Source organism: Mycobacterium ulcerans subsp. shinshuense, assembly GCF_002355775.1.
In the GTDB taxonomy this organism is placed as follows: domain Bacteria; phylum Actinomycetota; class Actinomycetes; order Mycobacteriales; family Mycobacteriaceae; genus Mycobacterium; species Mycobacterium marinum.
In genome coordinates this window covers 4,694,410-4,719,741 of sequence record NZ_AP017624.1, presented here as the reverse complement: position 1 = coordinate 4,719,741, position 25,332 = coordinate 4,694,410, and the positions used below count along the sequence as shown (strand labels likewise).

Below are 25,332 nucleotides of genomic sequence, written 5' to 3'. Positions count from 1 at the left end.
AAGAAACTAGGAAGGGACCCAAACCATGTCAAAGCTCTCGACCGACGAGCTGCTCGACGCGTTCAAGGAAATGACCCTGCTGGAGCTCTCCGACTTCGTGAAGAAGTTCGAGGACACCTTCGAGGTCACCGCGGCCGCCCCGGTCGCCGTCGCGGCCGCTGGTGCCGCCCCGGCCGGCGGTGCCGCTGAGGCCGCCGAGGAGCAGTCCGAATTCGACGTCATCCTCGAGGCCGCCGGTGACAAGAAGATCGGCGTCATCAAGGTGGTCCGTGAGATCGTCTCCGGCCTGGTCCTCAAGGAAGCCAAGGACCTGGTCGACGGCGCACCCAAGCCGTTGCTGGAGAAGGTCGCCAAGGAGGCCGCCGAGGAGGCCAAGGCCAAGCTCGAGGCCGCTGGCGCCAGCGTCAGCGTCAAGTAGGTCTGCACGCAGAACCCACGCAAACCCCCGGAGCCGTTCCTGGTTTCCGGGGGTTTGCTGTATTCAGCCCGCGCCGGTCGTCAGGCGCTGCGACCGCTTTGCCAGCTCGGGCGAATCTCCCAACGCGACAAGCAAGTTCGTTGTCATCGACGCGAGTACCGGCTCGATGGCCGCTCCCTCATCGCCGAAGAAGCCGGCTAGTTCGAGCATCACGAACCCATGGATCAGTGCCCAGAACTGGGCAGCGGTCGCGACGATCTCCGCGTCGGGAACGTCCGTGGCCAGACCATCGGGTGCCGCCGCCCGATTGCGGTCGTCCCCGCCGTTCACGGTGATTCGCCCGGCCAGCATCGACCGCCGGACACCCCGCACCACGTGCGCAAAGCTGGGATGGCGCTGCTCGATCTGCGAGATCGTCGGGGTCAGGACGTTTTGTGCGGGCGCGTTGATGCCGTGCGCGCTGGTGCTGCCGAACATCAGCCGATACATGTGCGGGCGCTCGATGGCGTACCGGCGATAGGCGGCGCCGGTGGCCACCAGATCGGCCACTGGGTCATCGGATGGTGGCACCGCGAGCGCGGTGTCGAACTGTCGCAAGTCCTCATCGGCGACTTCGGCGATCAGTTCGGGCATTCCGCCGAAATGGGTGTAGACCGCCATCGTGGAGGTGCCGGCGGCCCCCGCCACCTTGCGGGTTTGCAGCGCATCGGGCCCGTGCGCGTCGAGCAGCGCGACGGCGGCATGCAGCATCTCGTCGCGAACGTCGCTGCGTTGGGTCGGTGACGTTGTTTCTCCAATCATCATTGCCATCTTCTCATTGGGAGCGTACGGCCTCAATAACAGCGAAATAACAATGTTATAGTAGCTCAGACGTGACGACCATGCGCAGCGCCCAACCCCGGAATCCCTATCTCGAGGGCTTTCTGGCCCCCGTGCGCGCCGAAGTGACCGCAACCGACCTGGAGGTCACCGGGCGCATCCCCGACTACCTCGACGGGCGCTATCTGCGCAATGGGCCCAACCCGGTGGCGGAGGTCAACCCCGCCACCTACCACTGGTTCACCGGCGACGGGATGGTGCACGGGGTCGCGCTGCGCGACGGGCGGGCCAGTTGGTACCGCAACCGTTGGGTGCGCAGCATGCCGGTATGTGCTGCGCTGGGGGAGTCGCCGCCCGCCAGGCTTGACCCCCGGGCGGGCATGCTGGGGCTGGGGGCCAACACCAACGTGCTCAGCCACGCTGGGCGCACCCTCGCCCTGGTGGAGGGGGGCGTCGCAAACTATGAGCTCACCGACGACCTCGACACCGTGGGCACCTGCGACTTCGACGGCACCCTGCCCGGCGGTTACACCGCCCATCCGCACGGCGACCCCCAGACCGGCGAGCTGCACGCGGTGTCCTACTCGTTTACCCGCGGGCACACGGTGCAGTACTCGGTGATCGACACCCAGGGGCGGGCGCGTCGCACCGTTGACATCGAGGTCACCGGGTCGCCCATGATGCACGACTTCTCGCTGACCGATAAGTACGTCGTGATCTACGACCTGCCGGTCACCTTCGACTCGGCACAGGTGATGCCGGTGAAAATGCCCAGCTGGCTCGGGGTGCCGGCCCGGCTGGTGATGGCCTCGTTGATCGGAAATGTCCGGGTGCCCAGCCCGATCGCGGCAATGCTGAACCGCAATCCCAAGCCGTCCAACCGGCTGCCCTACGCATGGAACCCCGCCTACCCGGCCCGGATCGGGGTCATGCCCCGGGAGGGTGGTAACCGGGATGTCAGATGGTTTGATATCGAGCCCTGCTACGTCTACCACCCGCTCAACGCGTATTCGGAGCACCGCGATGGGGCCGAGGTGTTGATACTCGACGTGGTCCGCTACCGGCGGATGTTCGACCGTGACCGTCGTGGCCCCGGAGATACCAGTCCCTCGCTGGATCGCTGGGTGATCAACTTGACCACCGGCGCGGCCAGCACCGAGTGCCGTGACGACCGGTCCCAGGAGTTTCCCCGGATCAACGAGACGTTGTTGGGCAAGCGGCACCGGTTTGGCTACACCCTGGGCGTGGACGGCGGTTACCTCACGGGTGGCACGTCGGACATGTCGACCTCGCTGTACAAGCAGGACTATGCGACCGGGTCCAGCCAAGTCGCCCCGCTCGATCCGGACCTGCTGCTTGGTGAGATGGCCTTCGTGCCGAGCCCGACGGCCGCCGCCGAGGATCACGGGGTCCTGATGGGATACGGCTATCACCGTGGCTCCGACGAGGGGCAGCTGGTGTTGCTGGACGCCCAGACGCTGGAGCTGGCGGCGTGCGTGCATCTTCCGCAGCGGGTGCCGTTAGGCTTCCATGGCAATTGGTCGGCCTCGACATGACCGGCGCCCAATGACGGGCGCGTAACGGGCGTGTGACCGGTGCCTGCGGGTGGCTGGCGTGGCCTGCGGGAGATTTGTTATCTATCCAACCCTGATATCCCGCCCATGACGTGCGCTACAGTGACTCAAGCCACATCAACGGTGCAGGTCACGGGCATCGGCATTGGAAGGATTTCCCATGGGCGTCGCTATCGAGGTCAACGGACTGACAAAGTCCTTCGGATCCTCGAGGATTTGGGAAGACGTCACGCTGACGATCCCGGCCGGGGAGGTCAGCGTGTTGCTTGGTCCCTCCGGTACTGGCAAGTCGGTGTTCCTGAAGTCCCTCATCGGTCTGCTGCGCCCAGAGCGCGGCTCGATCCTCATCGATGGCACCGACATCATCGAATGTTCGGCCAAGGAGCTCTACGAGATCCGGACGTTGTTCGGTGTGTTGTTCCAGGACGGTGCGCTGTTCGGGTCGATGAACCTCTATGACAACACCGCCTTCCCGCTGCGTGAGCACACCAAGAAGAAGGAAAGCGAAATCCGTGACATCGTCATGGAGAAGCTGGCCATGGTCGGTCTTACCGGTGATGAGAAGAAGTTCCCCGGTGAGATCTCCGGTGGTATGCGCAAGCGCGCCGGCCTGGCCAGGGCGCTGGTTCTCGACCCGCAGATCATTCTCTGCGACGAGCCCGACTCGGGTCTGGACCCCGTCCGTACCGCCTATCTGAGCCAGTTGATCATGGACATCAACGCCCAGATCGATGCCACCATCCTGATCGTGACGCACAACATCAACATCGCGCGCACCGTGCCGGACAACATGGGCATGTTGTTCCGTAAGCACCTGGTCATGTTCGGCCCCCGCGAGGTGCTGCTCACCAGCGATGAGCCCGTGGTTCGGCAGTTCCTCAACGGCCGCCGCATCGGCCCGATCGGCATGTCCGAGGAAAAGGACGAGGCCACCATGGCCGAAGAGCAGGCCATGATCGACGCCGGACAGCACGCCGGCGGCGCCGAGGACATCGAGGGTGTGCCACCGCAGATCCAAGCGACTCCGGGCATGCCGGAACGTAAGGCCGTCGCCCGCCGCCAGGCACGGGTTCGCGAGATGCTGCACACGCTGCCCAAGGACGCCCAGGCGGCAATCCTCGAGGACCTCGAGGGCACCCACCGCTGACCGCCGTCCAGGGTCTAGCGCGTCGCGCGGCCGCGGGCGGCAAATCCGAATTGCGTTTCCGGGGAACCTACGTCGGGGTTTGGGTGGGCCAAATCGTCGGTATCCGGGGCGGCGCAAGCCCGTGTTGGCAGACGCTGCCCGGCGTGTCGTCCGGCGCATGTGGGCTGAACCGGTTCAGCGAGTCGAGGTTGCCGAAATTCCGGATAACTCGGCGTAACTTGCGGCCCGTCCCCCTTGACGGCGGGGCGCAAACGGGTCAATCTGTTGGTCAGCATGTGTCCTATGTGTCCGAGGGAAGTCGAGATCGCCAGCCAGCGCCGATGCCCGCGGATAGGTAATTGTCATGGGCATTTGAGGAATGCGCCGTCCTGCGCTATTGTTGGACGTTGCGCTGGCTACTTCCTGCCCACCTCACCCGCCACTTGACGCTGTGGTCCTAGCCTGAGCCGCTTGCGGCTCAGCCGTTCGGTTGCGTGCGCGAGATCCGGGTAGTTCGTTCGCCGGCCAAAACCGACACAATTATCTGCGGCGAACAGGCTTGGTGGGCACCGGCTCGCACCGGACTCTTCTTGGTCCTCGTTAGTCGCACGAGGTGCTGGAAGGACGCATCTTGGCTGATTTCCGCCAGACAGACGCTAGTCTCCATCAGGGTCGCCCGCAAAGTTCTTCAAACAGCTCCGTACCGGGGGCGCCCAACCGGGTTTCGTTTGCCAAGCTTCGCGAACCTCTTGAAGTGCCCGGGTTGCTGGACGTTCAGACCGATTCGTTCGAGTGGCTGATCGGCTCGCAGCGCTGGCGCGAATCGGCTGCCCAGCGCGGTGACGCCACCCCGGTAGGTGGGCTTGAAGAGGTGCTCTACGAGCTCTCGCCGATCGAGGACTTCTCCGGATCGATGTCGCTGTCGTTCTCCGACCCCCGCTTCGACGAAGTCAAGGCACCGGTCGATGAGTGCAAAGACAAGGACATGACGTACGCGGCCCCGCTGTTCGTCACGGCCGAGTTCATCAACAACAACACCGGTGAGATCAAGAGCCAGACGGTGTTCATGGGTGACTTCCCGATGATGACCGAGAAGGGCACCTTCATCATCAACGGGACCGAGCGTGTGGTGGTCAGCCAGCTCGTCCGGTCGCCGGGTGTCTACTTCGACGAGACCATCGACAAGTCCACCGACAAGCTGCTGCACAGCGTCAAGGTGATTCCCAGCCGTGGTGCTTGGCTGGAATTCGACGTCGACAAGCGCGACACCGTGGGCGTGCGTATCGACCGCAAGCGTCGCCAGCCGGTTACCGTGCTGCTCAAGGCCCTGGGTTGGTCCAACGAGCAGATCCACGAGCGGTTCGGTTTCTCCGAGATCATGATGGGGACGCTGGAGAAGGACAACACCGCCGGCACCGATGAGGCGCTGCTGGACATCTACCGCAAGCTGCGTCCGGGCGAGCCGCCGACCAAGGAGTCCGCGCAGACCCTGCTGGAGAACCTGTTCTTCAAGGAGAAGCGCTACGACCTGGCTCGCGTGGGTCGGTACAAGGTCAACAAGAAGCTCGGCCTGAACGCCGGCCAGCCCATCACCAGCTCGACGCTGACCGAGGAAGACGTCGTCGCCACCATCGAATACCTGGTCCGCTTGCACGAGGGCCAGACCGCGATGACCGCTCCGGGCGGTGTCGAGGTGCCGGTCGAGACCGACGACATCGACCACTTCGGCAACCGCCGGCTGCGCACGGTGGGTGAGCTGATCCAGAACCAGATCCGGGTCGGCATGTCGCGGATGGAGCGGGTGGTCCGGGAGCGGATGACCACCCAGGACGTCGAGGCGATCACGCCGCAGACGCTGATCAACATCCGTCCGGTCGTTGCCGCGATCAAGGAGTTCTTCGGAACCAGCCAGCTGTCGCAGTTCATGGACCAGAACAACCCGCTCTCCGGTCTCACCCACAAGCGCCGCCTCTCGGCGCTGGGGCCGGGCGGTCTGTCCCGTGAGCGCGCCGGTCTGGAAGTTCGTGACGTGCACCCGTCGCACTACGGCCGGATGTGCCCGATCGAGACGCCGGAAGGGCCGAACATCGGTCTGATCGGTTCACTGTCGGTGTACGCCCGGGTCAACCCGTTCGGGTTCATCGAGACGCCCTACCGCAAGGTGGTCGACGGGGTCGTTTCCGACGAGATCCACTACCTGACCGCCGACGAGGAGGACCGCCACGTCGTGGCGCAGGCCAACTCGCCGATCGACGCGCAGGGCCGCTTCGTCGAGCCGCGCGTGCTGGTCCGCCGGAAGGCGGGCGAGGTCGAGTACGTGCCCTCGTCAGAGGTGGACTACATGGACGTGTCGCCGCGCCAGATGGTGTCGGTGGCCACCGCGATGATTCCGTTCCTCGAGCACGATGACGCCAACCGCGCCCTGATGGGTGCCAACATGCAGCGCCAGGCGGTCCCGCTGGTGCGCAGAGAGGCACCGCTGGTCGGTACCGGTATGGAGTTGCGCGCGGCGATCGACGCCGGCGACGTCGTCGTTGCCGACAAGGCCGGGGTGATCGAGGAGGTGTCCGCCGACTACATCACCGTGATGGCCGACGACGGCACCCGGCACACCTACCGGATGCGCAAGTTCGCCCGCTCCAACCACGGCACCTGCGCCAACCAGAGCCCCATCGTGGACGCTGGTGAGCGCGTCGAGGCCGGCCAGGTGATTGCGGACGGTCCGTGTACTCAAAACGGTGAGATGGCGCTGGGTAAGAACCTGCTGGTGGCGATCATGCCGTGGGAGGGACACAACTACGAGGACGCCATCATCCTGTCCAACCGCCTGGTCGAAGAGGACGTGCTGACCTCGATCCACATCGAGGAACACGAGATCGACGCGCGCGACACGAAGCTGGGCGCCGAGGAGATCACCCGGGACATCCCGAACGTCTCCGATGAGGTGCTCGCCGACCTGGACGAGCGCGGCATCGTGCGCATCGGTGCCGAGGTCCGCGACGGCGACATCCTGGTCGGCAAGGTCACCCCCAAGGGTGAGACCGAGCTGACCCCGGAGGAGCGGCTGCTGCGGGCGATCTTCGGTGAGAAGGCCCGCGAGGTCCGCGACACCTCGCTGAAGGTGCCGCACGGTGAGTCCGGCAAGGTGATCGGCATTCGGGTGTTCTCCCGCGAGGACGACGACGAGCTGCCGGCCGGTGTCAACGAACTGGTCCGCGTCTACGTGGCCCAGAAGCGCAAGATCTCCGACGGTGACAAGCTGGCCGGTCGTCACGGCAACAAGGGCGTCATCGGCAAGATCCTGCCCGCCGAGGACATGCCGTTCCTGCCGGATGGCACGCCGGTCGACATCATCCTGAACACCCACGGTGTGCCGCGACGGATGAACATCGGTCAGATTCTGGAAACCCACCTTGGTTGGGTCGCCAAGTCCGGCTGGAACATCGACGTCGCCAACGGAGTGCCGGAGTGGGCGGGCAAGCTGCCCGAAAACCTGCTCTCGGCTCAACCGGACAGCATCGTGTCCACCCCGGTGTTCGACGGCGCGCAGGAGGCCGAGCTCCAAGGCCTGCTGTCGGCCACGCTGCCCAACCGTGACGGCGAGGTGCTCGTCGACGGTGACGGCAAGGCCAAGCTGTTCGATGGCCGCAGCGGCGAGCCGTTCCCGTACCCGGTGACGGTTGGCTACATGTACATCATGAAGCTGCACCACCTGGTGGACGACAAGATCCACGCCCGTTCCACCGGCCCGTACTCGATGATCACCCAGCAGCCGTTGGGTGGTAAGGCGCAGTTCGGTGGCCAGCGGTTCGGTGAGATGGAGTGTTGGGCCATGCAGGCCTACGGCGCGGCGTACACGCTGCAGGAGCTGTTGACCATCAAATCCGACGACACCGTCGGACGCGTCAAGGTCTACGAGGCGATCGTCAAGGGCGAGAACATCCCCGAGCCGGGTATTCCCGAGTCGTTCAAGGTGCTGCTCAAGGAGCTGCAATCGCTGTGCCTCAACGTCGAGGTGCTCTCGTCCGATGGTGCAGCGATCGAGCTGCGCGAAGGTGAGGACGAAGACCTCGAACGGGCCGCGGCCAACCTCGGAATCAACCTGTCTCGCAACGAATCTGCGTCTGTCGAAGATCTCGCTTGATCTTTTGGAACCAGCTAGTAGTTACTAAACCCGCAAGGGGAAAGGGAGTTACGTGCTAGACGTCAACTTCTTCGATGAACTCCGGATCGGCCTGGCTACCGCGGAGGACATCCGTCAGTGGTCCTACGGCGAGGTCAAGAAGCCGGAGACCATCAACTACCGGACCTTGAAGCCCGAGAAGGACGGCCTGTTCTGCGAGAAGATCTTCGGACCGACTCGCGACTGGGAGTGCTACTGCGGCAAGTACAAGCGCGTTCGCTTCAAGGGCATCATCTGTGAGCGCTGTGGCGTCGAGGTGACTCGGGCCAAGGTGCGTCGTGAGCGGATGGGCCACATCGAGTTGGCCGCGCCCGTCACCCACATCTGGTACTTCAAGGGCGTCCCGTCGCGGTTGGGGTACCTGTTGGACCTGGCGCCGAAGGATCTCGAGAAGATCATTTACTTCGCCGCATACGTGATCACCTCGGTCGACAACGAAATGCGCCACAACGAGCTGTCCACGCTCGAGGCCGAAATGATGGTGGAGCGCAAGGCCGTCGAGGACCAGCGCGATGCCGATCTGGAAGCCCGTGCCCAGAAGCTGGAGGCCGACCTGGCCGAGCTGGAGGCCGAGGGCGCGAAAGCCGACGCACGGCGCAAGGTTCGTGACAGCGGTGAGCGCGAGATGCGTCAGCTGCGCGACCGGGCCCAGCGTGAGCTGGACCGGCTCGAGGACATCTGGAGCACCTTCACCAAGCTGGCCCCCAAGCAGCTGATCGTCGACGAGAACCTCTACCGGGAACTGCAGGACCGCTACGGTGAGTACTTCACCGGTGCCATGGGCGCGGAGTCGATCCAGAAGCTGATCGAGACCTTCGACATCGACGCCGAAGCCGAGATCCTGCGGGACGTCATTCGCAATGGCAAGGGGCAGAAGAAGCTTCGTGCCCTCAAGCGCCTGAAGGTGGTCGCCGCCTTCCAGCAGTCGGGCAACGCTCCGATGGGCATGGTGCTCGATGCGGTGCCGGTGATTCCGCCGGAGCTGCGCCCGATGGTGCAGCTCGACGGTGGCCGCTTCGCCACCAGCGACCTCAACGACCTGTACCGCCGCGTGATCAACCGCAACAACCGTCTCAAGAGGCTGATCGACCTCGGCGCACCCGAGATCATCGTCAACAACGAGAAGCGGATGCTGCAGGAGTCGGTGGACGCGCTGTTCGACAACGGCCGTCGCGGCCGGCCGGTTACCGGTCCGGGTAACCGCCCGCTCAAGTCGCTGTCCGATCTGCTCAAGGGCAAGCAGGGTCGGTTCCGTCAGAACCTGCTCGGTAAGCGTGTTGACTACTCGGGCCGTTCGGTGATCGTGGTCGGTCCGCAGCTCAAGCTGCACCAGTGTGGTCTGCCCAAGCTGATGGCGCTGGAACTGTTCAAGCCGTTCGTGATGAAGCGACTGGTCGACCTCAACCACGCGCAGAACATCAAGAGCGCCAAGCGGATGGTGGAGCGCCAGCGTCCGCAGGTGTGGGACGTGCTCGAGGAAGTCATTGCAGAGCACCCGGTGCTGCTCAACCGCGCGCCCACCCTGCACCGCCTCGGCATCCAGGCCTTCGAACCGATGCTGGTGGAAGGCAAAGCCATTCAGCTGCACCCGTTGGTGTGTGAGGCGTTCAACGCCGACTTCGACGGTGACCAGATGGCCGTGCACCTGCCGCTGAGCGCCGAGGCTCAGGCCGAGGCCCGCATTCTGATGCTGTCGAGTAACAACATTCTGTCGCCGGCCTCGGGTCGCCCGCTGGCCATGCCGCGACTGGACATGGTGACCGGGTTGTACTACCTGACCACCGAGGTCGAGGGTGACAAGGGTGCCTACCAGCCCGCTGGGCAGGACAGCCCGGAGACGGGTGTGTACTCGTCACCGGCGGAAGCCATCATGGCGGCCGACCGGGGCGTGCTCTCGGTCCGCGCCAAGATCAAGGTGCGGCTGACGCAACTGCGTCCCCCGGCCGAGATCGAGGACGCGCTGTTCGGCCACAACGGCTGGCAGCCGGGCGATGCGTGGACGGCCGAGACCACCTTGGGTCGTGTGTTGTTCAACGAGCTGCTGCCGCTGGGCTACGCCTTCGTGAACAAGCAGATGCACAAGAAGGTGCAGGCCGCGATCATCAACGACCTGGCCGAGCGCTACCCGATGATCGTGGTCGCGCAGACCGTCGACAAGCTCAAGGACTCCGGTTTCTACTGGGCGACCCGCAGTGGTGTCACGGTCTCGATGGCCGACGTGCTGGTGCCGCCGCGCAAGAAGGAGATCCTCGACTCCTACGAGGAGCGGGCGGAGAAGGTCGAGAAGCAGTTCCAGCGTGGTGCTCTGAACCATGACGAGCGCAACGAGGCACTGGTGGAGATCTGGAAGGAAGCCACCGACGAGGTCGGCCAGGCGCTGCGCGAACACTACCCGGCCGACAACCCGATCATCACGATCGTCGACTCGGGCGCCACGGGTAACTTCACCCAGACTCGAACGCTGGCCGGCATGAAGGGTCTGGTGACCAACCCCAAGGGTGAGTTCATCCCACGCCCGATCAAGTCCTCGTTCCGTGAGGGCCTGACCGTGTTGGAGTACTTCATCAACACCCACGGTGCCCGAAAGGGCTTGGCGGACACCGCACTGCGTACCGCCGACTCCGGCTACCTGACCCGTCGTCTGGTGGACGTCAGCCAGGACGTGATCGTGCGCGAGCACGACTGCCAGACCGAGCGCGGCATCATGGTCGAGCTGGCCGAGCGTCAGGGCGACGGCACGCTGATCCGCGACCCGTACATCGAGACCTCGGCGTACGCACGGACCCTGGGCGCCGACGCGGTCGATGAGGCCGGCAATGTCGTTGTGGCGCGTGGTGAGGACTTGGGCGACCCGGAGATCGAGGCCTGCCTGGCGGCGGGTATCACCCAGGTCAAGGTAAGCTCGGTGTTGACCTGCACCACGGGCACCGGTGTGTGCGCGACCTGCTACGGACGTTCGATGGCGACCGGCAAGCTGGTCGACATCGGTGAGGCAGTCGGCATCGTCGCCGCCCAATCCATCGGTGAACCCGGCACGCAGCTGACGATGCGTACCTTCCACCAGGGTGGTGTGGGTGAGGACATCACCGGCGGTCTGCCGCGTGTCCAGGAGCTCTTCGAGGCTCGGGTGCCGCGTGGTAAGGCGCCTATCGCCGATGTCACCGGTCGGGTCCGGCTCGAGGACGGTGAGCGCTTCTACAAGATCACCATCGTCCCCGACGATGGCGGCGAGGAAGTCGTCTACGACAAGCTGTCCAAGCGGCAGCGGCTGCGGGTGTTCAAGCACGAGGACGGCTCGGAGCGGGTGCTTTCCGACGGCGACCACGTCGAGGTGGGCCAGCAGCTGATGGAAGGCTCTGCCGACCCGCACGAGGTGCTGCGTGTGCAGGGCCCGCGTGAGGTGCAGATCCACTTGGTCCGCGAGGTCCAGGAGGTCTACCGGGCGCAGGGTGTGTCGATCCACGACAAGCACATCGAGGTGATCGTGCGCCAGATGCTGCGCCGGGTCACCATCATCGACTCGGGCGCGACGGAGTTCCTGCCCGGCTCGCTGATCGACCGTGCGGAGTTCGAGGCGGAGAACCGCCGGGTGGTGGCCGAAAGCGGCGAGCCCGCGGCCGGTCGTCCGGTGCTGATGGGTATCACCAAGGCATCGCTGGCCACCGACTCGTGGCTGTCGGCGGCGTCGTTCCAGGAGACCACGCGAGTGCTGACCGATGCGGCGATCAACTGCCGCAGCGACAAGCTCAACGGTCTGAAGGAGAACGTGATCATCGGAAAGCTGATCCCGGCTGGTACCGGTATCAACCGCTACCGCAACATCGCGGTGCAGCCGACCGAAGAGGCCCGTGCCGCGGCGTACACGATCCCGTCCTACGAGGACCAGTACTACAGCCCGGACTTCGGCCAGGCGACCGGTGCTGCGGTTCCGTTGGACGACTACGGCTACAGCGACTACCGGTAGCTAGACGTCAGGGAAGGCGACCCGAGGCCCTAGGCCTCGGGTCGCCTTGCTTATGTCGGTTGCCGAGGGCGGATGAGTACTCGCCTCGGTAACACCACCGTCGCAGTGGCACCCTTTGCCGCGCTCGGCCCAGAGCCGACGGCGCACCGCTGTGGACGTTGCGGCCGTGCCCGTACGAGGCCTGCAGCGATGTGAGATGGGCAGAGCCGTCTCATCCGCCCCGGGGCGCGCCCTATCCAGGTACGCGGCCCTGCAGTTCCTCATGCATTGCTCGAAAAGAATTCCACCACAACATATTTCGATGGCTTCGGGCCCCGGAACGACCTGGGGGCCAAGGTGGCACTGCCGGGTGTGCAGGTCCGGCCACCCGTCGCGCCCCTGCTCGCAGCCTGGCGGCGATCGTTTTCGGGGCCGCGGACAATGGCGCGTTTCGGCCAATGGAATTTCGCGCGACGGTGATACGAGTGGAAGTCACAACGCGCCATTCAATTGCTTTCCAAGCAGCGGCTTTTGGGGCGCAACAAAGGTGGAGAATGCGACTTGAAAGCGAATTTTCCTGCCTGCTAACGATAATGCGCAAATGGATCTTCGGGGGCTCCGGACGCCAATGCGTATCGATTGACGCGAATAGTCGCCGAATAACCTGCAGGGGGGAACATCGGTGTCTTACGCCGTGGCGGTTCCGGAGATATTGGCCGACGCAGACGCCGAGGCCGCCAATCACTCGATCCTGCGGACTGCGCGCGACGAAGCGCTGGATGTGATCAACGCACCCACCCAGGCGTTGCTGGGGCCGTCCGTTGATCGGCAACGGCACCGACGGGGCGCCGGGATCGGTGGGGCGGGTGGCTGACCTTGCCGCGCGGCCACCTCAGCAGTGACTAGCTACCCGACGGTGAACTCGCGAGTCGTCGCGGTGAACGGTGTCAGCGCGCCGACCCCATTGCGCGCGGCCCCGTGGTGGACGATGCGGTATTGCCCAGGGACGGTTTCGCAGGGGATCTCCCAGCGAATGCTGACCCGTGAGCCGGCTCGCCCTTGCCGTTCCCAGTGGAAGCTGGTCGACCAGTCGCCATCGTCGGCGACTCGCGCCCAGTCCTGGCCCTCGCGGCGCTGCACCTCGAGGTAGGTGTCGCCGCGGCGCAGATCATTGGAGGGCAGCGCGCTGACGAATGCGGCTTGCACCGCCTCACCGGGGCGGTAGCTGGCGGCGGGTTCGGCGATGACGGCTCCGAACGAACCGGTATCGGCGGGGGCGGCACGCCCCCAGCTCAGTGGCCGGGCAAGCCGCGGACGGGGACCGGGCGCGATCGGCCGACCGTCTCGCATCGCCTCGGCAAGGCCGGCCACGATCTGCATGAAGGCGGGCAGTTCCCATCGGCCAAAGAGCGTGCTGCCGCCCTCATAGCGCTGCTCCAGGTACTCCTCGGGCGTGGTCAGGTAATGGATGTAGGCATTGCAGTAGCCGACGCACAGGACGTCGGCCAGCTCGGCGCCGACGATCGAGGCCACGGTGCGCCGTAGCCGAAGCCCCGCGACCACGGTCGGCTCGCCCGGGATGCCGATGAGATAGAGCCGCCCGATGCGCACCAACTGCACAGGCGCAATTTCCTGGACGAACGGATGTACCCGGTTCGGCAGGCCCGCGGGTACCACGATGCCTTTGGGGGCCTGCGTCGCGCCGAGGGCCCCGGCCAATCGGAACATGGCCCCGGACAGCTTGTCCCAGAACAGGTTTTGGCCCTGGTGAAAGCCCTGGAAGCCCTTGCCTTCTTCGGTTCCGGCCATGCCACCGGCGCCGACGGTCGGAGACCCGGTGCGATGCTCCTGACCATCCGGTGTGAATTCGCCGCGCACCCGTACCGAGCTGAGATCGACATAGGTCAACCGGGCATCGATGCCGGTGCCGATGGATGTGGTGGCGCCCAATTGGGTGGAGGCATCCTCGAACTGGCGCAACCCAATCTGGCGGGTGTTCTCCAGAGCACATTGCGGCGCGGCGCCGGGCGGCAGCGGCCCGTCGACGTTCGGGCTCATGTCGCCGGGGTTGGTCTGCGCGAAAGCGGCGATGAAATCGGGCCGCCCGGCGAGGTAATCGGCGCCGCGGACGGTGCGTTCCCAGTGGTAGGCCGCGAAGCCCTTGTTGTCGCCGGAGATCATGCGGTTGCGGTTGGTCATGCTGGTGCCGTGGGTGGCGAAGAAATGGATGGCGCCCACGGTGTGCTCGCCCCGATCGATACGCACGAGCGTGGTTTGGGGGTCGATGCGGTTGGGGAAGAAAGCCTTGTCGGCCTCCGGGTTGCGGTCGAACGCCGATGGGGACCGGTTGATGCTCGCGCTGTGCAACTCGCCATGCGACAGCATCACCTCGGCGGGGGCCACGTCGTCATGGGCGTGGGTCACCGACTCGACGATTCCGTCGACGATCGCGGCAAAGGTCGCCGGCCGGAAACCGTTTGTCGTCAAGTTGTACATCAGGTATCCGCAGTACCCGCCGGGCCCGGCGTGCGTGTGCGTCGTGGTGATCAGGGTGTTCTGCTCGGTGTAGGTGTCGCCATAGGACTCCGCCAAGCGGCGCAACACTTCGTCATTCACGTTTTGCATGGGCAACGGCAGCTCGGCCACCACCAACAGCAATCGTGGGTTCTCGTCTTGGGAATCATCGCGAAAGACAAACGCCCGTGACCGGAGCCGAAGATGGATGCCGGCGGTGCGCTGGTCGGACTTGCCGTATCCGAGCATGCCGCAATCGGCCGCCTCACCGGTGATGTCAGCGATGCCGCGTCCGACTGAAAGCATTGCCAAATCCTCATCCTCCACGACGCCGGCGAATTCACGGGCACTGGCAAAGTGCGGCCCGCGGGCATCCTATCCCCACCACAACGCGCCCCGCGCCGAGCGTGTGCCGGTGCTGGCCGGCCGCAGACCCCGTGACCAGACGTTGGCAGTAGGCCTAGCGTCATGGGAAACGCCGGGTGTGATTCTGGGAAGGACCGATGGAATCTCTCACGCTGGCCGATGGCCGGACACTGACGTATCTGACCTACGGCGATCCCGGCGGTCTGCCCGTCATCTTCAGCCATGGTTTCGCGGATTCGGCGGTGATCCGAAACCCCGACGACGATCTGACCGCATCACTGGGTGTGTGGATGATTGCCGCCGACCAGCCTGGTGTCGGAGGATCCACGCCCCGGCCCGGCCGCAGGATGGTGGATTGGGGTGCGGACATGGAGCAACTCGCTGATCACCTGGGTCTTGGCGCCTTTGCGGTCGCCGGCCACTCGGGTGGCAGCCCGCACGCGCTTTCGATCGCGGTGCGGCTGCCAGATCGAGTCATCCACGGCGTCCTGGCCGCACCGGTCGGGCCGTTGGACCAGGACGGGTTCGCCAAGCTGCTGGCCATGCGGGACCTCAGATACGTTGTCAGGCGTCGCCGCCTGCGGCGCCTGCTGAAGTGGATCTACCACATCGAAAGCAGGAAGGCCCAGCGCGACATCGGCGGCTACCTGGACAACATGGCCCATAGGGACGCCTCGGACGCGCCGACGTTGCTGTGCGACCCGGCGCAGCGGGCAATGTTTGAGGCCAACTTCATCGCCGGGACGCAGCAGGGCGGCGAAGGGCTCTACGAGATGACGCTGGCCCTGTGGGATTGGGGCTTCGAGCTCGAGGACGTGCGTGCGCTTTTCACGTCTTCTACGGAGACGCGGACGACATCATCTCGCCGGACATGCCAAGACGCGTCGCCGAACGGCTGCCCGACGCCACCGCGGGCGTTTGGCCTGGAGCCGGCCACTACGGTTTTGTCGACCGCACCCGCTGGTCGGAGTACCTGGACGCGCTTACCGATCGGGCACGGTAAGTCCGCCATGGCAACTCGGGCCGTCGCCCACAGCGATGTCATCGAGTTGGGCGACCGCAGTGCCTAGCTAGACTGACGTCGTGCTTATCGGTTCGCATGTCAGTCCGCAGGATCCGTTGGCCGCGGCTCAGGCCGAGGGCGCTGAGATAGTGCAGATATTCCTGGGCAATCCGCAGAGCTGGAAAGCGCCCAAACCCCGTGAAGACGCCGCACAACTCAAGGCCGCCGCGCTGCCGATCTACGTGCACGCGCCCTACCTGATCAACCTGGCATCGGCGAACAACAAGGTGCGCATCCCTTCGCGCAAGATCCTGCAGCAGACCTGTGATGCGGCCGCGGACATCGGCGCGGCGGCGGTGATCGTGCACGGCGGCCACGTCGCCGACGACAACGACCTCGACGAGGGTTTCCAGCGCTGGCGCAAGGCGCTTGACCAACTGCAGACCGATGTTCCGGTGTATCTGGAGAACACGGCCGGCGGGGAGCACGCCATGGCGCGTCATTTCGACACCATCGCCCGGCTCTGGGACGTCATCGGCGACACCGGCATCGGATTCTGCCTGGACACCTGTCACGCGTGGGCGGCCGGTGAGCAGCTGGTTCATGGTGTGGACCGGATCAAGGCCGTCACCGGCCGGATAGACCTGGTGCACTGCAACGACTCCAGGGATGCCGCGGGATCGGGTCGGGACCGCCACGCCAATCTGGGCGCCGGGCAAATCGATCCGGAACTGCTCGTGGCGGCGGTACGCGCCGCGGATGCCCCAATCATCTGCGAAACCGCCGAAGAAGGCCGCAAGGATGACATCGCGTTCCTGCGGGAAAAACTCAACAGCTGATTTTCAGCAATTTTTTTCGGCTTCGTTGGCGCGTAACCACGGCTAATGGCGCCTACGGTTAATCTGTGCGCCGCCATTTGTTCACGTTACTGGCCGTTCTGGTGGCGCTGGCCGGCTGTGGGCACCGGGGAGCACCGCCGCCCGCCGGCTTTGCCGAGGGCACCAGTTTCCACACGATCGATGTTGGCGGTGTCGATCGCACCTATCGGCTCTACCAGCCCGAGGGATTGCCCGCGGGTGCTGCGCTGGTGGTGATGCTGCACGGCGGGTTCGGCAATGCTCGCCAGGCCGAACGCTCCTACGACTGGGATGAGTTGGCCGACTCGGAGAAGTTCGTGGTCGTCTATCCGGATGGACTCAACAGGGCCTGGAACGTCAACGGCGGAGGCTGCTGCGGCCGGTCCGCGCGCGATGGCGTGGACGACGTCGCATTCATCGGTGCGGCGGTGGCCGACGTCGCCCACAACCTCGGCATCGACGCGAACCGGGTCTATGCCGCGGGGATGAGCAACGGCGCCATGATGGCCTACACCATGGCCTGCAACACCGGCATTTTCGCGGCGATCGGCCCGGTCTCGGGGACGCAGCTAGACCCGTGCCGGTCTCCACATCCGGTGTCGGTGATGCACATCCACGGCACCGGAGATCCGCTGGTTCGCTACGCGGGGGGCGCCGGGGCCGGCGCCGCCTCCCATATTGCGGGGCCGCCGGTGCCGGACCTGAATGCGTTCTGGCGCCACGTGGATCGGTGTGACGCGCCGGTCGCCACGGTCAGCGGTCTGGTTGCCACCTCCGTCGCAAGCTGTGCGAACAACCGCAGTGTGGTGCTGGTCAGCATCGATGATGGCGGCCATCAGTGGCCGCTGGCGGCCACCGAGATGCTGTGGGAGTTCTTCGCCCTGCATCCCCGGTAGCCGGACCATCACCAGCCTTACACCTCTTGTGCGGTTGTTGGAAAAATGTAACATTGATCGCATGTCAGATACCCATGTCGTCACCAACCAGGTTCCGCTGCTGGAGAACCACAACCCCGCGACGTCGCCGATGCTGGTCGAAGCGCTGATCCAGGAGGGCGGACAGTGGGGCCTGGAAGAGGTGAGTGAACTCGGTGCGATCTCGGGAAGCGCCCAAGCGCAGCGCTGGGGCGAGCTGGCCGACCGCAACCGGCCGATCCTGCATACCCACGATCGAGTCGGTCATCGCATCGACGAGGTGGAGTTCGATCCGGCGTACCACGAGCTGATGCGCACCGCGATCGGCCATGGCTTGCACGCGGCGCCGTGGGCCGATGATCGGCCGGGTGCCCACGTGGTGCGGGCCGCCAAAACCTCGGTGTGGACCGTCGAGCCGGGCCACATCTGTCCCATCTCGATGACCTATGCGGTGGTGCCCGCGCTGCGCTACAACCCGGAGCTGGCGGCGGTGTACGAACCCCTGCTGACCAGTCGTGAATACGACCCGGAACTGCGGCTGGCCAGCACCAAGCCCGGCATCACCGCCGGTATGTCGATGACCGAGAAACAGGGCGGCTCCGACGTGCGCGCCGGCACCACCCAGGCAACCCCGAACTCCGACGGCACCTACCGGCTCACCGGGCACAAGTGGTTCACCTCGGCCCCGATGTGTGACATCTTCCTGGTGCTCGCCCAGGCTCCAGGCGGACTGTCCTGTTTCATGCTGCCGCGCATCCTGCCCGACGGCACCCGCAACCGGATGTTCCTGCAGCGGCTCAAGGACAAGCTCGGTAACCATGCCAACGCCTCCAGCGAGGTCGAATACGACGGCGCTACCGCGTGGCTGGTCGGGGAGGAGGGGCGCGGAGTCCCGACCATCATCGAGATGGTCAACCTCACCCGGCTGGACTGCACCCTGGGCAGCGCCACCAGCATGCGTTCCGGGCTGACCCGGGCGATGCATCACGCCCAGCACCGCAAGGCCTTTGGCGCCTACCTGATCGATCAGCCGCTGATGCGCAATGTGCTGGCTGACTTGGCGGTGGAGGCCGAGGCCGCGACGACCGTGGCCATGCGCATGGCCGGTGTCACCGACAAGGCGGTGCGCGGTGACCAGACCGAGGCGCTGTTCCGCCGCATCGGATTGGCGGCCAGCAAGTATTGGGTGTGCAAGCGTTCCACGCCGCACGCCGCCGAAGCGCTGGAATGCCTGGGCGGCAACGGCTACGTGGAAGAGTCCGGCATGCCGCGGCTGTACCGCGAAGCGCCCCTGATGGGGATTTGGGAAGGGTCGGGCAACGTCAGTGCGCTGGACACGTTGCGTGCCATGGCAACTAAGCCCGAATGCGTCGAGGTGCTCTTCGATGAACTGGCGCACAGCGCGGGCCAGGATGCCCGCCAGGACAACCACGTCGAGGGGCTGCGGCGCCAACTGGGTGACCTGGAAACCATTGGCTACCGGGCCCGCAAGATCGCCGAGGACATCTGCCTGGCGCTGCAGGGATCGCTGCTCATCCGGCACGGGCATCCGGCGGTGACCGAGGCGTTCCTGGCCACCCGGATCGGCGGTCAGTGGGGTGGGGCATTCGGGACCATGCCCACCGGCCTGGATCTCGCGCCCATCCTCGAACGTGCCCTGGTCAAGGGCTGAGCCCCGAGATGACACATGCCATCAGGCCGGTCGACTTCGACAACCTGAAAACGATGACCTACGAGGTCACCGACCGGGTTGCTCGGATCACCTTCAATCGGCCCGAGAAGGGCAATGCGATCGTCGCGGACACCCCATTGGAGCTCTCGGCGCTGGTGGAGCGCGCCGATCTTGACCCGGCGGTGCACGTCATTCTGGTGTCCGGCCGGGGCGAGGGATTCTGCGCGGGATTTGACCTGTCGGCCTATTCCGAGGGGTCGTCCTCATCCGGCGCCGAGGGCGGCTATCGCGGAACGGTGCTCGACGGCAAGGCCCAGGCCGTCAACCACTTACCCAATCAGCCCTGGGACCCGATGATCGACTATCAGATGATGAGCCGGTTTGTGCGCGGGTTCTCCAGCCTGATGCATGCCGACAAGCCGACCGTGGTAAAGATCCACGGTTACTGCGTTGCGGGCGGCACCGACATCGCGTTGCACGCCGATCAGGTGATCGCCGCCGCCGACGCGAAAATCGGCTACCCGCCGACGCGGGTATGGGGTGTTCCGGCGGCGGGCCTATGGGCACACCGGCTCGGTGACCAACGCGCCAAACGGCTGTTGTTCACCGGCGATTGCATCACCGGTGCGCAGGCCGCCGAGTGGGGCCTCGCGGTCGAGGCCCCCGACCCCAAGGACCTGGATGGGCGCACGGAGCGCCTGGTCGAGCGGATCGCCGCGCTGCCGGTCAATCAGCTGATCATGATCAAGCTGGCGCTCAACTCGGCACTGCTGCAGCAAGGGGTGGTCAACAGCCGGATGCTCAGCACGGTGTTCGACGGCGTGGCTCGGCACACCCCCGAGGGGCACGCCTTTGTCGCCGACGCGGTCGAGCATGGCTTCCGGGATGCGGTGAAGCATCGAGACGAGCCGTTCGGAGACTACGGCCGCCGGGCGTCTTCGGTTTGAGAAGGGTGCCACCGTGGCGGCGATGACAGCGCGATCAGTGGTGCTCAGCGTTTTGCTGGGTGCTCATCCCGCTTGGGCCAGTGCCAGCGAATTGATCAGGCTCACCGCCGATTTCGGTATCAAGGAGACGGCTCTGCGGGTCGCCCTGACCCGCATGGTCAGCGGCGGCGACCTGATCCGCTCGGCCGATGGCTATCGCCTCTCGGATCGGTTGCTGGCGCGCCAAGCGCGGCAGGACGAGGCCATGCGCCCGCGGGTGCGGCCCTGGCAGGGGAACTGGCACCTGGTGATTGTGACCAGTGTCGGCACGGATGCGCGAACCCGTGCTGCGCTGCGAACAACCATGCACGACAAGCGTTTCGCAGAACTGCGCGAAGGGGTATGGCTGCGTCCCGACAATCTCGACCTGGAACTGGCCGCCGACGTCGCCGAGCGGGTGCGGGTGCTCACGGCGCGTGACGACGCCCCGGCCGAGTTGGCCGGGCAACTGTGGGACCTGACCGAATGGGCTGGGGTAGGTGACCGACTGCTCGGCGAGATGGCCGAAATGGCAGAGGCAGCAGACATTCCGGGACAGTTCGCCCTGGCCGCGGCGATGGTGCGCCACCTGCTTTCGGATCCGATGTTGCCCGAGGAGCTGCTGCCCGCGAAGTGGCCGGGGGCTCAGCTTCGTAGCGCCTACCACGACTTCGCCACTGAACTGGCGAAACGCCGCGGCACAAACCAACTCCTGGAGGCGAAGTGAGTGATCTAGTACAGGTCGAGCGCAACGGTCCGGTAACCACCGTGATCATCAACCGGCCGCAGGCGCGCAACGCGGTCAACGGTCCGACGGCTGCCGCGCTCTACTCGGCATTCGCCGAATTCGACCGGGATGAATCCGCTTCGGTGGCCGTCTTGTGCGGAAATGGCGGAACATTCTGCGCGGGAGCGGATTTGAAGGCTTTCGGCACCGCGGAGGCCGACGCCGTGCACCGGACGGGTCCGGGCCCGATGGGCCCGTCGCGAATGATGCTGTCCAAGCCGGTGATCGCCGCGGTCAGTGGCTACGCGGTGGCCGGGGGACTGGAGCTGGCGTTGTGGTGCGATCTGCTGGTGGCCGAACAGGACGCGGTATTCGGCGTGTTCTGTCGGCGGTGGGGCGTGCCGCTCATCGACGGCGGCACGGTGCGGCTGCCGCGGCTGATCGGCCACAGCCGGGCGATGGACATGATCCTTACCGGTCGTGCGGTGCAGGCCGACGAGGCGCTGGCAATCGGGTTGGCGAATCGGGTGGTACCCAACGGACAAGCCCGGCAAGCGGCCGAGGAGTTGGCGGCCCAGCTGGCGGCGCTGCCGCAACAATGCCTGCGATCGGATCGCCTCTCAGCGCTTCAGCAATGGGGCTTGCCCGAATCCGCGGCTCTCGATCTGGAATTCGCCAGCATTTCCCGAGTGGCCGCCGAGGCCTTGGAGGGGGCCGGGCGCTTCGCCGCGGGTGCCGGTCGCCACGGCGCCCAGGCGAGCCACGACTGAGCGCAACCCGTTGAGCCGCCGGGCGGGCGCCGCATCGGGTTGCGTGCTGGGTGAACTCAGACGGAGGTGGTGGCCGGTGGCGGTGTCGGTGCCGGCGTGGGCCACGGCTGCGGAGCTGGCCGTTGGCGGACAACCTGGGGCCACCAGAACCACTTGCCCAGCAGGGCCGCAATCGACGGTGTCATACACGATCTGACGATCAGGGTGTCGAACAGCAGGCCCATGCCGATAGTGGTGCCGACCTGAGCCATCACGGTCAGTTCACTGACCACAAACGACATCATGGTGAAGGCGAACACCAGCCCGGCCGCGGTCACCACCGACCCGCTGCCGCCCATCGCACGGATGATGCCGGTGTTGATTCCGGCGTGGATCTCCTCCTTGAGCCGGGCAACCAGCAGCAGGTTGTAGTCCGCGCCGACGGCCAGCAGGATGATGACCGCCATCGCCAGCACCAACCAATGCAGTTCGATGCCGAGGATGTGTTGCCAGATCAGCACCGACAGCCCGAACGAGGCGCCCAGCGACAAGACCACCGTGCCGACGATCACCGCGGCCGCAACGACGCTGCGGGTGATGATCAGCATGATGATGAAGATCAGGCAGAGCGCGGAGATGCCGGCGATCATCAAGTCGAAGGTATTGCCGTCGGACAGGTCCTTGAACATCGCCACCGTACCGCCGAGGTAGATCGTGGATCCCTCCAGCGGCGTGCCCTTGATGGCTTCCTTGGCGGCGGTCTTGATCTTGTCGATGTGGTTGATGCCCGCCTGGCTCATCGGGTCGCCCTCATGGCTGATGATGAACCGCACGGCGTGCCCGTCCGGGGACAGGAACTGTTCCAGCCCCCGTTTGAAGTCGGGGTTGTTGAAAATCTCGGGAGGCAGATAAAAGGAGTCGTCGTTGCGCGACGAGTCGAAGGCCTCGCCCATCGCGGACGAATCCTCCTGCATCGCGGCCATCTGATCCTGCAGCCCTTGCTGGGTGGAGTGCATGCTCAGCATCTGGGCCTTCATGCTTTTCATGGTCTGGATCATCTCGGGCATCATCGCCGTCATCTGGGGCATGAGCGTGTCCAGGCGTTCCATCAGCGGCAGCAGATTGTTGATGTCTTCGGTCATCAGGTCGACGCCATCGAGGGTGTCGAACACAGACCGCAGCGACCAGCAAACCGGGATGTCGAAGCAGTGCTTCTCCCAGTAGAAGTAGCTGCGGATCGGGCGGAAGAAATCGTCGAAGTCCGCGATGTGGTTACGCAACTCCTCGACGTCGACCACCATCCCCTTCATCTGGATGACCATCTGGTGGGTGACATCGGCCATCTGCTGGGTGAGATCGTGCATCCGCTCCATCTGGTCGATGTTGGTCTGAATGTCGTTGACCTGCTGCAGCATGCTGGTGGTCAGGTCTTGGTTGTACTTCTCGGTCAGCTTTTGACTGGTGCCCTGCATGCTGATCAAAAACGGGATCGAGGTGTGCTCGATCGGCTTGCCGTCCGGCCGCGTGATGGCCTGCACGCGGGATATCCCCTCGACGCCGAAGATGGCCTTGGCGATCTTGTTGATCACCAGGAAGTCAGACGAATTACGCATGTCATGGTCGCTTTCGACCATCAGGACTTCGGGGTTCATCCGGGCCTGGGAGAAATGGCGTTCCGCGGCCGAATAGCCTTCGTTGGCGGGTAGGTCGGCGGGTAGGTAGTTGCGGTCGTTGTAGTTGGTCTTGTATCCGGGCAGGGTCAGCAGTCCGACCAGCGCCAGGGCCACCGCGCCGATCAGGATGGGGCCGGGCCAGCGCACGATGGCGGCCCCGATCTTGCGCCAGCCCCGGACCCGGGCCATTCGCTTGGGCTCGAGCAGCTTGCCGAACCTGCTCATTACGGCGATCAGCGCCGGACCCAGGGTCAGCGCGGTGGCGACGACGATGACCATGCCGATCGCCAGTGGGACACCGAGGGTCTGGAAGTACGGAAGTCGGTTGAAGCTCAAGCAGAAGGTGGCACCGGCGATCGTCAGACCTGAGCCCAGCACGACATGGGCCGTGCCGCCGAACATGGTGTAGTAGGCCGATTCTCGGTCCTGACCGAGCCCGCGCGCTTCCTGATATCGGCCGATCAGGAAGATGGCGTAGTCGGTGGCGGCCGCGATCGCCAACACCACGAGCAGGTTGGTTGCGAAGGTCGAGAGCCCAATGATCCGGTGGTAACCAAGGAATGCCACGCCCCCACGGGTGGCGAGCAACCCGAGGACCACCATGGTCAGCATGATCGCCGCCGTGATGATCGACCGGTAGACCAGCAGCAGCATCACGATGATCACCGTGAACGTGACCATCTCGATCAACTGCAGGCTGCGGTCGCCGGCCAGCTGCTGATCGGCGACCAGCGCGGCCGAACCGGTGACATACACCTTGACGCCGGGTGGCGCCTGCAGGCTGTCGACGATTGTCTTCACCGCTTCCACCGACTCGTTGGCCAGGGATTCGCCCTGGTTGCCGGCGAGCTTCACCTGCACATAGGCGGCCTTGCCGTCGCCGCTCTGTGCACCTGTCGCGGTCAGCGGATCGCCCCAGAAGTCCTGCACCGACTGGACGTGCTTGGTGTCGGCGCGAAGCTTGGTGATCATCTTGTCGTAGAACTTGTGGGCGGCGGCGCCGAGCGGCTCCTGGCCTTCCAACACGATCATCGCCGCGCTGTCGGAGTCGCCCTCGCGGAACACTTTGCCGATGTGTTTCATCGAGATCATCGACGGCGCGGCGTCGGGGCTCATCGACACCGCCTGCATCTGCCCGACTACTTCCAGTTGCGGCACAACGCTATTGAGGACGGCGATGAGCAACACCCAGCCAAGGATGAGCGGCACTGCGAAGGTGCGGATCATCCTCGGGATGAACGGTCGGGGCGGGTGTTCGGCCGGTGGGACCACGTCGGTCGGCGTGTCGGTCGTGGTCGCGGTCATGCGGACTTCACAAAGCAGTAGGTCAGGGCGTCCACGCCGGTTGCGGTCCTCTCGTCCTTCACCACGTCATCGACGATGATCCGGCAGCTGATCGAACTGCCATTGCCTTGGGCCAGGATGTTGGGGGCGGCCGACGGTGCCGTGGTCTGTAAGGTGAGCGACCACGGCAGCGAGGCGCCGTCGATGCGCTGCGGCTTCGCGTTCAGATCCAGGTAGTTGATGTTGGCGTAGCTACCGGAGCCCGAGATCTCGTACTTCACCACCTTGGGGTCGTACGGTTCGGGGTCGTTGGCGAAGACCTTCGGCGTCACCAAGATGCCATCGGCCCCAAAGAAGGTCCGGATTCGCTGGACCGTGAAACCGGCGATCGCGACCACAACCAGAATGAGCAGCGGTATCCACGCACGCTTGAGAATGCCAATCATCGTCTTCCCCGAGGAATCTTGCAGATGGGCTTGCCGACCCGAAGCGGTCCGCTTCGATCGCCTTGCCCGGTGGTGAAGCCTGGAGCGCTCATCGGTGGC

The 25,332-nt window shown here is 65.2% G+C and carries 16 protein-coding genes and 1 pseudogene; 13 read left to right on the top strand and 4 right to left on the bottom strand.

Features of this window, described 5'->3' with window-relative positions:
- Positions 1-25 precede the first annotated feature (25 nt).
- The gene (gene rplL, locus SHTP_RS21120; protein WP_096371686.1) at positions 26-418 is read left to right on the top strand and encodes a 50S ribosomal protein L7/L12; all 393 of its coding nucleotides are present in this window, start codon (positions 26-28) and stop codon (positions 416-418) included.
- A gap of 63 nt (positions 419-481) precedes the next feature.
- Here rplL and SHTP_RS21115 read toward each other — a convergent pair whose 3' ends face one another.
- The gene (locus SHTP_RS21115; RefSeq protein WP_096371685.1) at positions 482-1,222 is read right to left on the bottom strand and encodes a TetR/AcrR family transcriptional regulator; all 741 of its coding nucleotides are present in this window, start codon (positions 1,220-1,222) and stop codon (positions 482-484) included.
- A gap of 77 nt (positions 1,223-1,299) precedes the next feature.
- Here SHTP_RS21115 and SHTP_RS21110 point away from each other — a divergent pair, with 77 nt between their 5' ends.
- From SHTP_RS21110 to SHTP_RS30500, 5 genes and pseudogenes are all read left to right on the top strand, one after another.
- Positions 1,300-2,793: a carotenoid oxygenase family protein gene (locus SHTP_RS21110; RefSeq protein WP_420866677.1), complete on the top strand. Its 1,494-nt coding sequence runs from the start codon at positions 1,300-1,302 to the stop codon at positions 2,791-2,793.
- Between the two features lie 178 nt (positions 2,794-2,971).
- On the top strand, positions 2,972-3,958 hold the full coding sequence (locus tag SHTP_RS21105) for an ABC transporter ATP-binding protein (RefSeq protein WP_096371683.1): 987 nt from the start codon (positions 2,972-2,974) through the stop codon (positions 3,956-3,958).
- A gap of 610 nt (positions 3,959-4,568) precedes the next feature.
- The gene (rpoB, locus tag SHTP_RS21100; RefSeq protein ID WP_420866622.1) at positions 4,569-8,081 is read left to right on the top strand and encodes a DNA-directed RNA polymerase subunit beta; all 3,513 of its coding nucleotides are present in this window, start codon (positions 4,569-4,571) and stop codon (positions 8,079-8,081) included.
- 52 nt (positions 8,082-8,133) lie between these two features.
- A complete protein-coding gene (locus SHTP_RS21095; protein WP_096371681.1) occupies positions 8,134-12,084 on the top strand; it encodes a DNA-directed RNA polymerase subunit beta' in 3,951 nt (1,316 codons plus the stop codon).
- Between the two features lie 748 nt (positions 12,085-12,832).
- A pseudogene (locus SHTP_RS30500) lies at positions 12,833-12,920 on the top strand (PE family protein); the annotation flags it as partial.
- 49 nt (positions 12,921-12,969) lie between these two features.
- Here the strand turns inward: SHTP_RS30500 and SHTP_RS21085 are convergent.
- A complete protein-coding gene (locus SHTP_RS21085) occupies positions 12,970-14,883 on the bottom strand; it encodes a neutral ceramidase (protein ID WP_096372594.1) in 1,914 nt (637 codons plus the stop codon).
- A gap of 197 nt (positions 14,884-15,080) precedes the next feature.
- Here SHTP_RS21085 and SHTP_RS21080 point away from each other — a divergent pair, with 197 nt between their 5' ends.
- From SHTP_RS21080 to SHTP_RS21050, 7 genes are all read left to right on the top strand, one after another.
- Positions 15,081-16,013, top strand: coding sequence for an alpha/beta fold hydrolase (locus SHTP_RS21080; RefSeq protein ID WP_231991175.1), 933 nt, complete (start codon positions 15,081-15,083; stop codon positions 16,011-16,013).
- A 13-nt stretch (positions 16,014-16,026) separates the two neighbouring features.
- Entirely contained in the window at positions 16,027-16,785 is a 759-nt protein-coding gene (locus SHTP_RS21075) for a deoxyribonuclease IV (protein WP_096371680.1), read from the top strand.
- A 65-nt stretch (positions 16,786-16,850) separates the two neighbouring features.
- On the top strand, positions 16,851-17,699 hold the full coding sequence (locus tag SHTP_RS21070) for a CE1 family esterase (RefSeq protein WP_096371679.1): 849 nt from the start codon (positions 16,851-16,853) through the stop codon (positions 17,697-17,699).
- 61 nt (positions 17,700-17,760) lie between these two features.
- Positions 17,761-19,389: an acyl-CoA dehydrogenase family protein gene (locus SHTP_RS21065; RefSeq protein WP_096371678.1), complete on the top strand. Its 1,629-nt coding sequence runs from the start codon at positions 17,761-17,763 to the stop codon at positions 19,387-19,389.
- A gap of 8 nt (positions 19,390-19,397) precedes the next feature.
- On the top strand, positions 19,398-20,336 hold the full coding sequence (locus SHTP_RS21060) for a crotonase/enoyl-CoA hydratase family protein (RefSeq protein ID WP_096371677.1): 939 nt from the start codon (positions 19,398-19,400) through the stop codon (positions 20,334-20,336).
- A gap of 13 nt (positions 20,337-20,349) precedes the next feature.
- Entirely contained in the window at positions 20,350-21,081 is a 732-nt protein-coding gene (locus SHTP_RS21055; protein WP_012392915.1) for a PaaX family transcriptional regulator C-terminal domain-containing protein, read from the top strand.
- Positions 21,078-21,851: a crotonase/enoyl-CoA hydratase family protein gene (locus SHTP_RS21050; RefSeq protein ID WP_096371676.1), complete on the top strand. Its 774-nt coding sequence runs from the start codon at positions 21,078-21,080 to the stop codon at positions 21,849-21,851. Before SHTP_RS21055 ends, SHTP_RS21050 begins: the two co-directional genes overlap by 4 nt.
- A 56-nt stretch (positions 21,852-21,907) precedes the next feature.
- Here SHTP_RS21050 and SHTP_RS21045 read toward each other — a convergent pair whose 3' ends face one another.
- Together SHTP_RS21045 and SHTP_RS21040 are read right to left on the bottom strand one after the other, a co-directional pair.
- On the bottom strand, positions 21,908-24,808 hold the full coding sequence (locus SHTP_RS21045; protein ID WP_096371675.1) for an MMPL/RND family transporter: 2,901 nt from the start codon (positions 24,806-24,808) through the stop codon (positions 21,908-21,910).
- Positions 24,805-25,233 (bottom strand): MmpS family transport accessory protein, encoded by a 429-nt coding sequence (locus SHTP_RS21040; RefSeq protein ID WP_096371674.1) that lies wholly within the window; start codon positions 25,231-25,233, stop codon positions 24,805-24,807. The genes SHTP_RS21045 and SHTP_RS21040 overlap by 4 nt, the downstream gene beginning before the upstream one ends.
- Positions 25,234-25,332 lie beyond the last annotated feature (99 nt).